Consider the following 15,839-nt stretch of genomic DNA (forward strand, 5'->3'; position numbering starts at 1 on the left):
AAAAATTCTTTACTTATTTTTGAGCGTAATGAGTTCTATAATTTTTTCGTTCAAATTATTTTGAGCATCGATGTATCTGTTCTGAATATCAAGCGACTGATTCACCAAAATGGTATATTCCAGATAGTTTATTTCACCTTCTCTGGACAGCAAATCTGCGGTAAACATGATGGTTTGTGCGTTTTTCAGACCTTTGGTTTTGTAATAATCGATTTCAGATTTAAGTTTCTGATATTCTGCAAAGGTTTTTGCATATCTACTTTTAAAATCCCGAACCGCGATCTCGTAATTATTTTCAGCAATCTGCTGGTTAATTTTCTGGCCTTCAATCAATGATTTCTGTGCCGCATTAAAAACCGGAAGCGCCAGCCCTACCAAACCGCTTTGGAAACGATGAGTTCCGTTGTAATATTTATCATCCGATCCGGTGCCCTTCATCGTGGTTGAATTAATTCCGAAATTGAAACTCGGCAAAAGTTTCGCTTTCTCAGCTTCAAGTCTTGCATTTTCGATTCTTTTCTGATGTTCCAACTGCGACAGAACCAAAGGATTACCGTTAAAATTTTCATCAAAATCTAAATTCAGAAGATAAAAACTGCCATTTTCATTCTCATAATTTTCACCGTCACTGATAAGATAATTGAACTGATGCAGTGAAATTTCGCGATCCTTCATTAGATTTTGAAGCTGAATTTCGGCCTGGCTTCGGTAAGCTTCAGCGTTGGTTTTCTCCAGAATGTTGCTTTCACCTGCTTTCAGCCGAATTTCGGAACGTTTGTAATAATTTGAATAGATGCTGTCGGCTTTTTTCAGGAGTTTCTGTTTTTCGTCCAGATAATTCAGATTATTGTACACCAAAGCAATTTCCCTTTTCAGCTGCCATTTCTGCACTTCCAGTCCCAGCATTGCGTTTTTCCACTGTTCCGTTAAAACCTGTTTTTGAGTTTTATAGAATTTCGGCAACCGCAGTGTTTGGTTAACGGAAAAAGCATTGTCCACATACGCAGAATTAATTTGTCCGATTTCTGCATTGATATTCAAAGGATCTATGGCTACAGCAGAATTTTGGATGCGGTTCTGATGATCAACTTTCAGCTGGCCCGACTTTAAATTCAAATTGTTCTTAATTGCTTTGTCGTAGGCAGTTTCCAAAGAAATTGGAGTTTGAGAAAAGCTTTTCAGAAAAAACAATATTAAAAACAGACTGAAGTATTTAGGTTTCATTATTTTAAAATTATTCATCTAGATTAATGTTTTTTTTACGTTGAGGAAAATGTTTTTCAAACCAAATATATACGGTTGGTAAAATGAAAAGGGTAAGGAATGTGGCCAAAAGCAAACCTCCGATCACTACAGTTGCCAGCGGTCTTTGTACTTCCGCACCTTCACCCTGGCTTATGGCCATCGGTAAAAATCCGAGAGAGGCTACCAAAGCGGTCATCAGTACTGGACGGAGCCGCATTTTACCTCCGATTCGCACTACTTCGTTCAAGTCTGAATGAATTTTCTTCTGTCGGTTAAACTCTGCAATCAATACAATTCCGTTAAGCACCGCAACCCCGAAAAGAGCGATAAAACCTACACCTGCAGAAATACTGAAGTTCATTCCGCGCAGCCAAAGCGATAAAATTCCGCCAATAGCCGAAAGCGGGATTGTAGTGAAAATAATCAACCCATATTTCACTGAACTGAATGCGAAATAAAGCATCAGAAGAATTAAAGCCAAACTGATAGGAACTGCAATACCAAGCCGTTGCTGCGCCTGTTGAAGATTCTCGAACGTTCCGCCGTATTTTATGGTATAACCTACGGGAAGTTTCAAATTCTTATCCACCATTTGCTGTAAATCCTGCACGGTCGACTCAATGTCGCGCCCTTTCACATTGAACCCAACGACGATTCGGCGGTGTGCTTCTTCACGCTGAATCTGGTTTACACTTTCCTTTAGTTCCACCTGAGCTACTGAGCTTAAAGGAATTTCGACACCAGTGGGCGTGGGAATCAGAAGATTTTTTACATCTTCGAGATTTTTCCTGAGTTCCCCATCCAGACGGACTACCAAATCAAATTTTTTCTCTTCTTCGAAAACGGAACCCGCGCTCTGGCCTGCAAAAGCGGTATTTACCATTTTATTGACCTCACCGATGCTTAATCCATATTGGGAAAGTGCTGCGCGGTTATATTCAATTAAAATCTGGGGCATTCCGGAAATTGGTTCCACATAAATATTTTCTGCTCCATCGATTTTCTTGGAAATTTCGCCCAGTTTTTCAGCGTAAATCTTTAATGAATCGAGATTTTCACCGAAAATTTTACATACAACATCCTGTCTTGCACCGGTCATCAGTTCATTAAACCTCATGTTAACCGGATATTGGAATGAATAGGTAACGCCCACGATATTTTTCTTCAGCTCTGCAGACATTTTTTCGGCGAGTTCGTCATATGATTTTGCGGAAGTCCATTCTTTACGTGGTTTTAGGATAATCATCATGTCGCTCGCATCAATCGGCATTGGATCGGTGGGTATTTCGCTGCTTCCGGTTTTCCCTACAATTTTTTCAATTTCAGGGAATTTTTTCAGCAGGATTTGTTGGCTTTTTAAAACTGCGTCAGTTGAAGTTTTAAGGTTACTTCCCGGTAAAACCCTCGTATCAACGGCAAAATCGCCTTCGGGAAGTGTGGGAATAAATTCTCCACCTAATTTAGTCATGATAAAAACCGAAACGAAGAAAAGCCCTAAAACACTGAAAAATAAAGGATTCTGAAATTTTAAAACTACCTTAAGAATTTTATCATAAACCGCTTCAAGCTTGTCCATCATCCGGTCGGCATAATTTTTCTTATGAGTAATTTTCTTGGAAAGAAACAGCGCGCTCATCATCGGGACATAAGTTAAAGACAGGATAAATGCACCTAAAAGTGCAAAAATAACCGTTTGCGCCATCGGTTTGAACATTTTACCTTCTACACCTTCCAGCGTGAGGATTGGCAAGTAAACAATCAGAATAATGATCTGTCCAAATACCGCCGAATTCATCATTTTACCAGCTGAACTCTCCACGGTTTCGTCCATTTCTTTTGCGGTAAGGAAGTTTTTGTTGGCGAGCGTTGGGCCATGAAGCCTGTGTAGAATGGCTTCCACAATAATCACAGCACCATCCACAATCAAGCCGAAATCCAGCGCGCCTAAACTCATGAGATTTCCGGAAACCCCGAAGATATTCATCATGATAAACGCAAAAAGCATGGAAAGAGGAATGACAGACGAAACGATAAATCCTGCTCTAAGATTTCCGAGGAAAACTACAAGAACAAATATGACGATTAACGCGCCTTCAAGAAGGTTTTTAGAGACTGTGCTGATCGCATTGTTTACCATCTTGGTCCGGTCGAGGAAAGGTTCGATGATTACGCCTTCAGGAAGGGTTTTGCGGATTTCGTCGATACGGATTTTTACATTTTCAATAACTTTATTGGAATTGGCGCCCTTCATCATCATCACCACCGCGCCGGCAACTTCACTTTTTCCGTTATAAGTCATGGCGCCGTAGCGGATGGCTTTTCCGTACTGCACTTTTCCAATATTTTCAATTAAAACAGGCGTTCCATCGGGAAGATTTTTTACGACTGTTTTTTCGATGTCATGGATTTTACCCATCAAACCTTCTGTTCTGATGTAGAGAATTGTAGGACCTTTTTCAATATATGCACCACCAGTATTTTGGTTATTGTTTTCCAGCGCGGTGAAAACCTCCTGCATCGTCACTCCCATCGCTTTAAGTTGCGCAGGATTTACTGCAACTTCATACTGCTTCAGGTTTCCGCCAAAACTTGCAACATCAGCAACACCTTCTGTACCCAGAAGTTGTCGTCTTACAATCCAATCCTGAATGGTACGAAGCTCCATAGCTGTGTAACGGTGCTCGTAACCGGTTTTCGGACGGATTATATACTGATAAATTTCGCCTAAACCTGTGGAAATTGGTGCCATTTCCGGGACTCCAAGCGTAACAGGAATATCTTTAGAAACATTTTGTAACCGTTCGGAGACCTGCTGCCTTGCAAGATAAAGATCTACGTCTTCCTCGAAAACAATGGTCACAACAGAAAGACCGAAACGCGAAAAACTTCGCATCTGTTTGATTCCCTGTATATTGTTCATCGCCTGTTCTAACGGAAAAGTAATAAACCGCTCCACATCGGGTGCGCCCAAACTTGGCGACGAAGTAATCAGCTGTACTTGGTTATCGGTAATATCCGGTACGGCATCAATGGGCAGTTTCCGGAGTTCGATAATTCCGTAAATAATCCAGCCGAGTGTCATCAGGATGATGATCAGCTTATTTTTTATGGAAAAATTTATGATTTTATTAAGCATTTTTAAAATTGAGTTAAATAATTAGAAGTCAATAGTTTTCACTATTAAAGTTACGGAGAAAACAGCCCGCAAGCAGAAATTACGCGAGCTATTTTCTAAAAAATGACATCAGTCATCTTGGTCTTCACCAGAATTTTCGACCGCACTTTGGATGTTTGCGCCGCTGCGGATTTCTGTGTGACGAATTTCCCCACCGGTTCTTCCAGCTTCCTGAGCGAAATACAGCGAAACTCCGGCAACAATTAATATCGTAACCGGCATCAGTTTATCCAGTGAAAAATTCCGGTAACTTGTAAGAAAGCCTAGAAGAGAAACAGCTCCAAGAAAATATGACATTCCTGCGAAAATTTCTGCGGCTTCTTCGTGCCTGTGCATAAGATTTTCAGAAACACCCTGAATATTTTCGATTGCATCCTCTGCGCCTTCGCCTGTCGCCATGGCAGCTACTGATGCAACTGCACCAAGAATAAAAACGATATAAGCGTTACGTTTTGAATCGTCGGATTTTGTAAAAATCGCTATCAGTAAAATGATTACTCCTACAATAGGAAATATGATTGGCAAATGGTTAACAACCAAATGCAGATGTGCGTTATTCATTTTGATTTAATTTAAAAATTAGACTTTTAAGTAAGTGTAAATAAGCCTAAACCTGAGGTTTAAACATTACTTTATCTTTGATAATTCTTAAATTAAATTTTAGGCGGCTGCCAGATTTTTTGGAAAACTGAGGGAAAGAAATTTTCAGAATAAGCAAAACTCTGCTGTTCATCAATGTCCAGAGGTTTATGCTCGAAATTGAATTCTATTTTTTTCGGGGGAAACACAAAACTGAAAACATTAACCGAAACATCATGTGTTTTGAACGGAAGTTTCATATCCTGATGATAATCTCCATCAATGCCGTGATCCTCGAGGTAGTGCATTTTAATAAACGAAAAAACCGTAGTTCCGTTATCGATGATTTTATGAGAAATGTAATGTTCAATAAGATTAGGCATTTTCAAAATCTGCCTAACCTCTGAAAAAGAAAAGAGGTAAGTACATATCAAAAAGTAAGTAATGTACTTTTTCATAGTGCAAAATTACTCAAATTCCAGAGAAAATGCTAGAGAAGCATCAATTTATAACCGGTATAATCAAAAAAAAATAACCTTCCGAAGGCTGGATGATAAAATTTATACAAACTTGCAGTTCCTTTTGAAATTTCTATTTTTGCCCAAATTAAATTTACAATGAAAAAATTATTCGCATTTGCATTCATCGGCGGTTTGGTATTGGCTGGATGCTCAAAAAAAGAAACTTCAACCGAAAGCAACAGAATGCTCGAAGAACCGGAAGCAGAAGTTACCGTTACTGCTCCAGCAGCAACACCAGTAGCTGCTGATTCTACTTCAGTTAAATAACCCAGAGATCCAAATGATTAAAGGCAGTCGGCAACGGCTGCTTTTTTTGTTTATATTCATCAAAAAATCACTAAATTTGCGCTCTTAAAAAGCAAGAAAACATGCAGTTATCAGAACAGGAAATTATCCGGAGAGAAAAGTTAGCCACTTTACAGAAAATGGGGATCGATGCTTTTCCGGCCGAAGAATATAAAATCACAGATACCACAAAATCCATCAAGGAAAATTTTACAGAAGGCAAAAAAGTACAGATTGCCGGAAGACTGATGAGCCGAAGAATCCAGGGGAAAGCAAGTTTTGCTGAACTGCAGGATTCCGAAGGTCGCATTCAGGTGTATTTTAACCGTGATGAAATCTGTACCGGCGAAGATAAAACCCTGTATAACGAAGTTTATAAACATCTACTGGATATTGGTGACATCATCGGCATCGAAGGGGAACTTTTCAATACCCAGGTTGGTGAAATGACCGTGAAAGTTGAGAATTTTAAAATTCTAACCAAATCTTTAAGACCGCTCCCGCAACCAAGAACTGATGAAAACGGAGTTGTTCACGATGCATTTAACGATCCTGAACTCAGATACCGCCAGCGTTATGTAGATTTAACGGTGAATCCTCACGTGAAAGAAGTTTTTGTAAAAAGAACAAAACTCTTCAATGCCATGCGTACATTTTTCAATGACGCAGGCTATTTTGAGGTAGAAACCCCGATTCTACAGTCAATTCCTGGTGGCGCTGCAGCCAAACCGTTCATCACGCATCACAATGCTTTAGATATTCCATTATATTTAAGAATTGCGAACGAATTATATCTGAAGAGACTTATTGTAGGTGGTTTTGACGGAGTTTATGAATTTTCGAAAAACTTCAGAAACGAAGGAATGGACAGAACCCACAACCCGGAATTTACTGCAATGGAAATCTATGTCGCGTACAAAGATTACAACTGGATGATGGATTTCACCGAAAAACTTTTGGAATTCTGCGCCACACAGGTTAACGGAACTTCCGAATCTACTTTTGGCGAGCACACCATCAACTGGAAAGCGCCCTACCCTAGAATTTCGATGACAGAAGCCATTCAGAAATTTACAGGCTTTGATATCACAGGCAAATCTGAGCAGGAACTTTTTGATTTTGCTAAATCTATTGGCGTTGAAGTGAACGAAACCATGGGTAAAGGAAAATTAATCGACGAAATTTTCGGTGAAAAATGCGAAGGAAACTTCATCCAGCCGACCTTCATCACCGATTATCCGATCGAGATGTCGCCTTTAACCAAAAAGCACCGCAGCAAAGAAGGTTTAACCGAAAGATTTGAATTAATGGTTTGCGGTAAAGAAATCGCAAATGCTTATTCGGAATTAAACGACCCTATTGACCAAAGAGAACGTTTCGAATCGCAAATGGCACTTTCAGAAAGAGGCGATGACGAGGCAATGTTCATCGACAACGATTTCCTCCGCGCATTGGAATACGGAATGCCGCCAACATCAGGCTTAGGCATCGGTATGGACCGTTTGATTATGTTTTTAACCAACAACCCATCAATTCAGGAGGTTTTATTCTTCCCGCAAATGAAACCGGAAAAAGCAGTTCCTCAAATCGAACTGGGCGAAGATGAAAAGGTGATTCTCGAAATCCTTAACTCACAGGAAGAACCAATGGATCTTGCAGAAGTAAAAACAAGAAGCCAGCTTTCAGGAAAAAAATGGGACAAGGCGACTAAAAATCTTACCAAATTCGATATGATTAAGGTTGAAAAAACCGAAGATCAGGTTATAATAAAGCTTACATAAAAAATTATTTTTATAATAAAAGTCCCCTTCTACAAGGGGATTTTTTTGTGGAAAACTTCTACATTTTTAATTGCTTTTCCAGCTTTCATAATCCGATTAAATTCAGTATATTTGTTGGTCTTTTTGAATAACCGGAAAGACGGAAATTCAGAAAAATTAAATTGAAATTTATTGCAGCCAGCACCAAATTTTGTTGGCAAAAAAGAAGATATGAGTCAAAAAGAATATACAGCGAGTAGTATACAGGCGTTAGAAGGAATGGAACATGTGAGGTTAAGACCCTCCATGTATATCGGTGATGTCGGATTAAGAGGACTTCACCATTTGGTTTATGAAGTGGTAGATAACTCTATTGATGAGGCATTGGCAGGACACTGCGACACTATTTCCGTAACCATTCACGAAGGAGAAGCAATTTCAGTGAAAGACAACGGGCGTGGTATTCCGGTAGATTTTCACGAAAAAGAACAGAAATCTGCACTTGAAGTGGTAATGACCAAAATTGGTGCAGGTGGTAAATTCGACAAGGATTCCTACAAAGTTTCCGGTGGACTTCACGGGGTTGGGGTATCTTGTGTTAACGCACTTTCTACTTCCCTGGTTGCTACGGTAAACAGAAATGGAAAAGTCTACCAGCAGAAATATTCTGAGGGTAAAGCTTTAACAGAAGTTAAAGAAATTGGAACCACTGAAGAAAGAGGAACCGAAGTATTTTTTCAGCCCGATCACACCATTTTCCAGGAATTGGTTTACAATTACGATACCCTGGCAGCAAGATTAAGAGAACTTTCTTTTCTTAACAAAGGTATCACGATCAGTCTAACCGATGAAAGACAGAAAAACGAAGACGGTACTGCCGTTTCCGAAATTTTTCACTCAGAAGGCGGTCTGAAGGAGTTTGTAGAATACATCGACGGAAACCGCGAATCGATCATGAGTAATGTGATCTTCATGGAAGGTGATAAAGACGATATTCCGGTAGAAGTAGCGATGCGTTATAACACTTCTTATAACGAAAATCTTCACTCTTATGTGAACAACATCAATACCCATGAAGGAGGTACGCACTTAGCAGGTTTCAGAAGAGCTTTAACCCGAACTTTGAAGAAATTTGCTGATGAACTGGGCATTCCTGCCAAAGAAAAAGTTGAAGTAACCGGGGACGACTTCCGCGAAGGTCTTACTGCAGTTATTTCTGTAAAAGTGATGGAGCCTCAGTTTGAAGGGCAAACCAAAACGAAATTGGGCAACTCTGAAGTTTCGGGTGCGGTGGATAAAATCGTGGGCGAAATGCTGACGAATTTCTTAGAGGAAAATCCAAACGAAGCCAAAATCATCGTTCAGAAAGTTGTTTTGGCGGCAAAAGCAAGACAGGCGGCAAAAAAAGCAAGAGAACTTGTTCAGAGAAAATCGCCGATGGGCGGAAGCGGACTTCCGGGAAAACTCTCCGACTGTTCCTCAAAAGATCCTGAAATTTCTGAAATTTTCCTCGTGGAGGGTGATTCTGCAGGTGGAACTGCAAAACAGGGCCGTGACCGTCATTTCCAAGCCATTCTGCCGTTGAGAGGTAAAATTCTGAACGTAGAAAAATCGATGCTTCATAAGGTTTACGACAACGAAGAAATCAAAAATATTTATACCGCTCTCGGTGTTTCCGTAGGCACGGAAGAAGACAGCAAAGCGCTCAACATGAGTAAACTCCGTTATCATAAAGTTGTAATTATGACGGATGCTGATATCGACGGATCACACATTTCGACCCTAATCTTAACCTTCTTCTTCCGTTATATGAAGGAACTGATCGAAAACGGCTATATCTACATCGCACAGCCGCCACTGTATCTTCTGAAAAAAGGCAACAAAAAAATCTACGCCTACAACGAGAAAGAACGGGAAGAATTTACTTTAGAAATGGCTCCGGACGGAAAAGGTGTTGAAGTACAGCGTTACAAAGGTCTTGGGGAAATGAATCCAGAGCAGCTTTGGGAAACTACCTTGAATCCTGAGAACAGAATCCTGAAACAGGTAACCATCGACAGTCTGGCAGACGCTGATAATGTATTCTCGATGCTGATGGGCGACGAAGTGCCACCACGAAGAGAGTTTATCGAGAAAAATGCAGTGTATGCAAAAATCGATGTTTAATTCATAATACGATAAACTGAACAAAAAAACTGCTCAAAATTGAGCAGTTTTTTATTTTAAAATAATTAATTTTGAGGATGAAAAATATTTCTGCAGTTCTCTTTTTAACATTCTTAGCTTTTTTCAGTTGTAAGAAAGCCGAAAACCCTGACGCCAAAACCTCTGAAAAATCCCTTTCAAAAGAAGTTCCGGTAAAAGTTTTAGCAACCGATTCCTTAACAACGGTTGATTCTTTAAAAATAAACGAAAACCTTACTGCAATTTTCAGGTCAACGGTTTTGGTTTTTCCTAATCTGAATAACAAGTCTCTGCTCGACAGTATTTATGCTCCGCTAAATCTTAAACTGAAAGAATATTCCAAAGGAAATATTGAAGCCGAAATTGAGACTCAGAAGAACGAATATTTTGCAGACACCAAAAAATCTCTGGAAGACTGGAGCCCCGATTTCCCACAAACCTGGGAACAGAATTCTTACATGAAAAAGTTTGCAAAGCTGAATGATTTCATGACGGTTCAGTATAAAAGTGATGGATACACGGGCGGTGCTCACGGCTATTATAATGAGCTATACAGAGTTTTTGATGTAAAAACGAACTGGGAGGTACACCTGGGAGATATTCTGAAAGTGCGTGATGCGAAAATATGGAGCAGAATTCTTATGGATCATTTCCTGAAAAACGATCTGGATAAAGGGCAAGCACAAATGCTTCTGGTAAAGGAAATTCCGCTTAACGATAATTTTTATTTTGATGAGGAGCATCTTTATTTTCTCTACAACCAGTACGAAATTGCAGCGTATGCAGCCGGTCCGGTGCTTATAAAAGTTCCGTACAGCGAAATAAAACCTTTTCTGACTGAGGATTTCAGAACAAAACTGAATTTAAACTAACTACGTTTTCTATTTTCTGATTTATATGATGCGAAACGTAGCCTTTATTATCAATCCTTTTTCTGCGAAAAAAAACTATCACCCGTTTCTGCGCGCCCTGAAAAAAAGGATTTCGGATCCGGTTTACTATATTTCAGAGTCTATAGAAGATACGTATCATTTTATTGACACGCATTTTTTTGATACCGATATTTTCGTTGCGGTTGGCGGCGACGGCACCATTTCTACAGTGGCGCAAAAGCTGATTAATACTGATAAAATTCTTGCAATATTTCCCGCAGGATCAGGTAACGGGTTTTCAAATGAGACTAAATTTTCTAAAAACATTGACGATCTTTTAACCAAAATTAAAACCAGAAAAACCAAACAAATCGATACGTTCACCGTCAACGGAAGACTTTCTATCAATGTTTCCGGGACCGGTTTTGACGGAAAAGTGGTGAAAGAATTCGAAAAAACAGAAAGAGGCTTCAAGAATTACATTAAAGTTTCCATTAAAACCTTCTTTAATTACAAACCTGTTCAGATTAAATTTTTAACCGACAATTATCAGCAGTATAACGGGAAATATTTGATGCTGAATATTGCAAACACTCGGCAGTTCGGCAACAACGCCTACATTGCACCGAAAGCGAGCAAAAGTGACGGTCTTGTTGATTTGGTTTTGGTGAAAAAATTCCCGCTCACCTACTCGCCTTTTTTCGCCTTCAGAATGTTCACCAAAAGGCTGAAAGATGATCAGTATGTCACCTATCTTCCGGTTTCTGAAATCGAATTTGAAGTGAACACCAAAAACTGGCATCTGGACGGTGAATTCAATAAAATAGAGTCGCCGATAAGCGTAAAGGTTCAGCCTAAAAGCCTCAACATTTTACAGTAAATCCTGGAGGCCTTTTTTATAGGTTTCCAGCGCTCTTTCTCTGGCGAATTTATGATCAATCATCGGTTTCGGATATGAGGAAGTTCCAAATTCTTTTACCCATTTTTTAACATACACAAAGTCGGGATCAAATTTTTTCTGCTGTTCTTCTGGATTAAAAACCCTGAAATAAGGTGCCGCATCACAGCCCGAACCCGCACTCCACTGCCAGTTTCCGTTATTGGCTGCTAAATCATAGTCGAGTAATTTTTCCGCGAAATACGCTTCCCCAATTCTCCAGTCGGTCAACAGATGCTTGGTAAGAAAACTTGCACAAACCATTCGGACTCTGTTGTGCATAAAACCGGTTTCGTTCAGTTCGCGCATTCCTGCATCCACCAACGGAAAACCAGTTTTGCCCTCCTGCCATTTTTTTAAACTTTCTTCGTCAGAAAGCCACTGGATTCCATCATATTTTGTTTTGAATGAATGATGCACAACTTTAGGGAAATGATACAGGATTTGCATGAAAAACTCCCGCCAGATCAGTTCTTTCAAAAATGTTTCGTTCAACTGTTTTGCGATTATGGCCAATGCGCGAACACTAATGGTTCCGAAACGCAGATGCACACTCATTTCTGAAGTTGCCAACGCCGGAAAATTTCTTGTTTCGTGATAATTTTTTACTGTTTCAGTATTCAAGGATGGACTTTGATAGCGATAACCACTTGGCTGAAAACCAATATCCTGTAATGATAAGTTCTGTTTTTCAGCATCAATAAAATGGTTCAAAAGCTTTTCGGAAGGATAATTTTCGGTTTCCTGAGTGTTGTATTTTAAAAGCCACTGTTTTGCATAAGGCGTGTAAACGTTATAAGGCGATTTGTCGGCTTTCAGAATATCATTCTTATGAAAATGAACCTGATCTTTGTACGAAAGAAATTCAATATTGTTGAGATGTAAAAAATCCTTGATCTCAGCATCCCTTTGAATGGCAGAGGGTTCGTAATCCTCATTGCAGAAAACTTTTTCAACCATATAAGTTTCAATAATTTCCCGGAAGACTTCTAAGGGTTTCCCGTGATAAATCTTAACGCATTTCCCGTTCTTTTCTAGATTTTCATTAATGGTATTTAATGCCTGAAAAATAAAATCTACTCGCCTGTCCTTTGAATTTTCGAGTTTCGAAAGAATATCAGTATCAAAAATAAAGACTGGCAACACTTTATTTTGGGATTTCAAAGCCTGCATAAGACCATGATTATCACTCAAGCGTAAATCTCTTCTGAACCAGAAAACAGAAAATTTTTCAGACATATTAAATTAATTTTTAGGTTTCGGCAGTATTTTTTTTATTAACTTTATTAAAAACATGATGGTCAAAGTCTTTTTCAGAGAATTCAAAAAATTTTTTCCTCAGTATTCAGCTGTAAGCCATCATTTCTTGGTTACCCAAATTTTTAAATATATTTACTATTGATAATTTGAATTACAAAATTAGTATATTTATTTTCTAATTTGAAAATTAAAGTATACTTTTGTTCTATTACTTAAGGTTTATGAAAAAAGTCATTATTATTGGTTCAGGTTTCTCGTCGATAGCATCCGCATGTTATATGGCTAAGGCAGGCTATACCGTTACTGTTTTAGAAAAAAATGAACAGGTTGGCGGGCGTGCATCTTTGCTGGAGATTAATGGCTTTAAGTTCGATATGGGACCCAGTTGGTACTGGATGCCTGATATTTTCGAAAGGTTTTTTGCAGATTTTGGCAGAAAAGTGACAGATTACTATCAGTTGGAGAAACTTTCGCCGGGCTACAGAGTGTATTTCGGCAAAGATAACTTCATCGACATTTCAGACAAGCCGGAGGAAATCATCGAAACTTTCGAAAACATCGAACCGGGAAGTGGCAAACACTTAAGAGATTTCATGAAAAAAGCCAAAGCGAATTACGAGATCGCAATGCAGGATTTGGTTTACAATCCCGGCAGATCGATTCTGGAGCTTGTAAGTGTTGAGACGGCCAAAAGACTTCCGCTTTTCGTGCAAAACATTTCCGAAACTGTGCGAAAAAATATTAAAGATCCCAAACTAAGAAGCATTCTGGAATTCCCCGTATTATTTTTAGGTGCAAAACCTAATAATACGCCGGCTTTTTACAATTTTATGAACCATGCTGATTTCGGGATGGGAACCTGGTATCCAAAAGGCGGTTTCAATGCTGTAGCTAAGGGTATGCAGCAACTTGCAGAAGAGTTGGGCGTAAAATTTAAAGTAAATGAGGAGGTTACAGAAATACGAACAGAAAATAACCATGCAACCGCTGTAATCACTAAAAACAGTTTTTTAAAAGCTGATATTGTAATTTCCGGAGCAGATTATGCACATACCGAAACCCTTTTAAAATCAACAGAACAGAATTATACTAAAGAGTACTGGCAGAAAAAAACCTTTGCACCATCCTCTTTTTTATATTACGTAGCTTTTGATAAAAAAGTTCCCCAGCTTCAGCATCACAATTTATTTTTTGATACTGATTTTGAACAGCATGCCGAAGAGATTTATGACACCAAAACACTTCCAAAAAAACCGCTGTTCTACGCCAATTTCTCAAGTAAAACTGATGACAGCCTCTGTCCGGAAGGAAAGGAAGTCGGCTTCTTCCTGATTCCCGTCGCCGTAGATCTTGAGGATTCAAAGGAAATTCACGATCAGTATTTTGAGTTGATTATTAACAGAATTGAAAAAAACACAGGAGAAAACCTCCGCAATTCGGTTATTTTCAAAAAAAGTTTCGGCGTAAACGATTTTAAAGAACGGTATCATTCTTGTCGCGGAAATGCATACGGACTTGCCAATACATTGTTGCAAACTTCAGTTTTAAGACCAAGAATTACCAATAAGAAAGTCAAGAACCTATTTTACACCGGTCAGCTCACGGTTCCGGGACCCGGCGTTCCACCGGCATTAATCTCCGGAAAAGTAGTTACAGATTATATCCTTAAGAACACAAACCGAATTTTATAAAAACAGAAACGATGAATAACTTAGAAATTTTCAACAAAGTGTGCGGGCAGTCCTCTAAGTTAGTGACTGAAAAATACAGCACCTCATTTTCCAGGGCTTCTACCCTTTTTCAGCCTGAAATTCGGCAACACATCTATAACATTTATGGTTTTGTGCGTTTTGCTGATGAAATTGTAGATACTTTCCACGATTATGATAAAGCGAAGCTTATGGACGAATTTGAGCAAAGTTACCGCTCAGCACTCGAAAACGGTATTTCTCTCAATCCCATACTACAATCTTTCTGTTTAACGCAGAAAGAAAAAAACATTCCACAGCATCTGGTGGATGCTTTTCTCCATTCCATGAAAATGGATTTGGGCGATATTAAAAACTTTAATGATGAAAAGTACAACGAATACATTTACGGCTCAGCCGAAGTGGTAGGTTTAATGTGCCTGAAGGTTTTTGTGAATGGTGATGTAGAAGAATATAACAGATTGAAGCCTTACGCACAAAGTCTCGGCGCAGCATTTCAGAAAATAAATTTTTTGAGAGACATCAGCGCAGATTATAATGATTTGAACAGGATGTATTTCCCGAATGTAGATTTCAGCAAATTCAGTTCGCAGGCTAAGCAGGAAATTGAAGCCGACATTGCAAAAGATTTTGCGCATGCTTTCATCGGGATTAAAATGCTTCCGATATCGAGCAGAATCGCAGTTTTCATGGCGTATAAATATTACATCAACCTCTTCAAAAAAATACGCAAAACAAAACCTGAGTTGTTGCTCACAAAAAGAATAAGCGTTTCCAATGCACGGAAAATTTATCTTTTCGGAGAAATGGTACTTAATAAAAACTTAAAATTAGTTTGAAAATTTCAATAATGAAAAAAGTTTTTTTAACCTTGGTTTTCTTTTTTGCTATGATGTGTTACGGCCAGGATTTATCAGATTTCAGATTGCTATTACAGAAAGGAGAAAATTCTGAAACTGCGACAAAAACCTTAATCGCAACCTCCCAGGAGGCTTACACCAAAACTAAAAAACCAATTTACGAAGCCTTTTATGCAGTCGGTAATTTCTTTATGGCGAAACATGCAATGAATCCGCTGAGCAAGTATTCGTATTTCAACAAAGGTAAAAAGGCAATCGAAAATGCGGTAAATAAAGATCCTAATAATCTGGAAATTCGCTTTATGCGATATATTTCGCAGGAGCAGACGCCGGCATTTTTAGGGTATAACAAAGATCTGAAAAGTGACAAAACCTTTATCTTAGCAGAATATAAAAAATCGAAAGACGAAGATCTTATCAAAAGAATTAAAATGCACCTAAAACTTTAAAAA

Annotated in this window: 11 protein-coding genes and 1 pseudogene; 8 read left to right on the forward strand and 4 right to left on the reverse strand. The window is 38.8% G+C overall.

Annotation, left to right across the window (positions count from 1 at the left end; genetic code table 11):
* Window positions 1–9: 9 nt before the first annotated feature.
* From CDW55_RS08520 to CDW55_RS08530, 3 genes and pseudogenes are all read right to left on the reverse strand, one after another.
* Window positions 10–4,381, reverse strand: a pseudogene (locus tag CDW55_RS08520) (CusA/CzcA family heavy metal efflux RND transporter).
* A gap of 108 nt (window positions 4,382–4,489) precedes the next feature.
* Window positions 4,490–4,981, reverse strand: coding sequence for a hypothetical protein (locus CDW55_RS08525; RefSeq protein ID WP_088469316.1), 492 nt, complete (start codon window positions 4,979–4,981; stop codon window positions 4,490–4,492).
* 92 nt (window positions 4,982–5,073) lie between these two features.
* Window positions 5,074–5,382 carry a hypothetical protein gene (locus CDW55_RS08530; protein ID WP_143332948.1) on the reverse strand — a complete coding sequence of 103 codons (309 nt, stop codon included), beginning with the start codon at window positions 5,380–5,382 and terminating at the stop codon, window positions 5,074–5,076.
* Between the two features lie 234 nt (window positions 5,383–5,616).
* Between CDW55_RS08530 and CDW55_RS12495 the strand changes: the two genes are divergently transcribed.
* From CDW55_RS12495 to CDW55_RS08550, 5 genes are all read left to right on the forward strand, one after another.
* The gene (locus tag CDW55_RS12495) at window positions 5,617–5,787 is read left to right on the forward strand and encodes a hypothetical protein (RefSeq protein WP_179285924.1); all 171 of its coding nucleotides are present in this window, start codon (window positions 5,617–5,619) and stop codon (window positions 5,785–5,787) included.
* Window positions 5,788–5,888: 101 nt separating this feature from the next.
* Complete coding sequence (gene lysS, locus CDW55_RS08535; RefSeq protein ID WP_088469318.1) at window positions 5,889–7,586, forward strand: lysine--tRNA ligase; 1,698 nt, start codon at window positions 5,889–5,891, stop codon at window positions 7,584–7,586.
* Window positions 7,587–7,796: 210 nt separating this feature from the next.
* Window positions 7,797–9,731, forward strand: a complete 1,935-nt coding sequence (gene gyrB, locus CDW55_RS08540) for a DNA topoisomerase (ATP-hydrolyzing) subunit B (RefSeq protein ID WP_088469319.1) — start codon at window positions 7,797–7,799, stop codon at window positions 9,729–9,731.
* Between the two features lie 77 nt (window positions 9,732–9,808).
* Window positions 9,809–10,621, forward strand: coding sequence for an RsiV family protein (locus CDW55_RS08545; protein WP_088469320.1), 813 nt, complete (start codon window positions 9,809–9,811; stop codon window positions 10,619–10,621).
* A 28-nt stretch (window positions 10,622–10,649) separates the two neighbouring features.
* Entirely contained in the window at window positions 10,650–11,501 is an 852-nt protein-coding gene (locus tag CDW55_RS08550; RefSeq protein ID WP_088469562.1) for a diacylglycerol/lipid kinase family protein, read from the forward strand.
* Here CDW55_RS08550 and CDW55_RS08555 read toward each other — a convergent pair.
* Complete coding sequence (locus CDW55_RS08555; RefSeq protein ID WP_088469321.1) at window positions 11,493–12,797, reverse strand: cryptochrome/photolyase family protein; 1,305 nt, start codon at window positions 12,795–12,797, stop codon at window positions 11,493–11,495. The two genes, CDW55_RS08550 and CDW55_RS08555, sit on opposite strands and share 9 nt — an antisense overlap.
* Before the next feature lie 242 nt (window positions 12,798–13,039).
* On the opposite strand from CDW55_RS08555, the gene CDW55_RS08560 reads away from it, so the two are divergent.
* From CDW55_RS08560 to CDW55_RS08570, 3 genes are read left to right on the forward strand one after another with little or no spacing between them, the layout of a single operon-like run.
* Complete coding sequence (locus CDW55_RS08560) at window positions 13,040–14,509, forward strand: phytoene desaturase family protein (protein ID WP_088469322.1); 1,470 nt, start codon at window positions 13,040–13,042, stop codon at window positions 14,507–14,509.
* 11 nt (window positions 14,510–14,520) lie between these two features.
* A complete protein-coding gene (locus CDW55_RS08565; RefSeq protein WP_088469323.1) occupies window positions 14,521–15,366 on the forward strand; it encodes a phytoene/squalene synthase family protein in 846 nt (281 codons plus the stop codon).
* Window positions 15,367–15,377: 11 nt separating this feature from the next.
* Entirely contained in the window at window positions 15,378–15,836 is a 459-nt protein-coding gene (locus tag CDW55_RS08570) for a hypothetical protein (RefSeq protein ID WP_088469324.1), read from the forward strand.
* The last annotated feature ends 3 nt before the right edge of the window (window positions 15,837–15,839 follow it).

It is taken from the genome of Chryseobacterium sp. VAUSW3, assembly GCF_002205795.1.
In the GTDB taxonomy this organism is placed as follows: domain Bacteria; phylum Bacteroidota; class Bacteroidia; order Flavobacteriales; family Weeksellaceae; genus Kaistella; species Kaistella yananensis.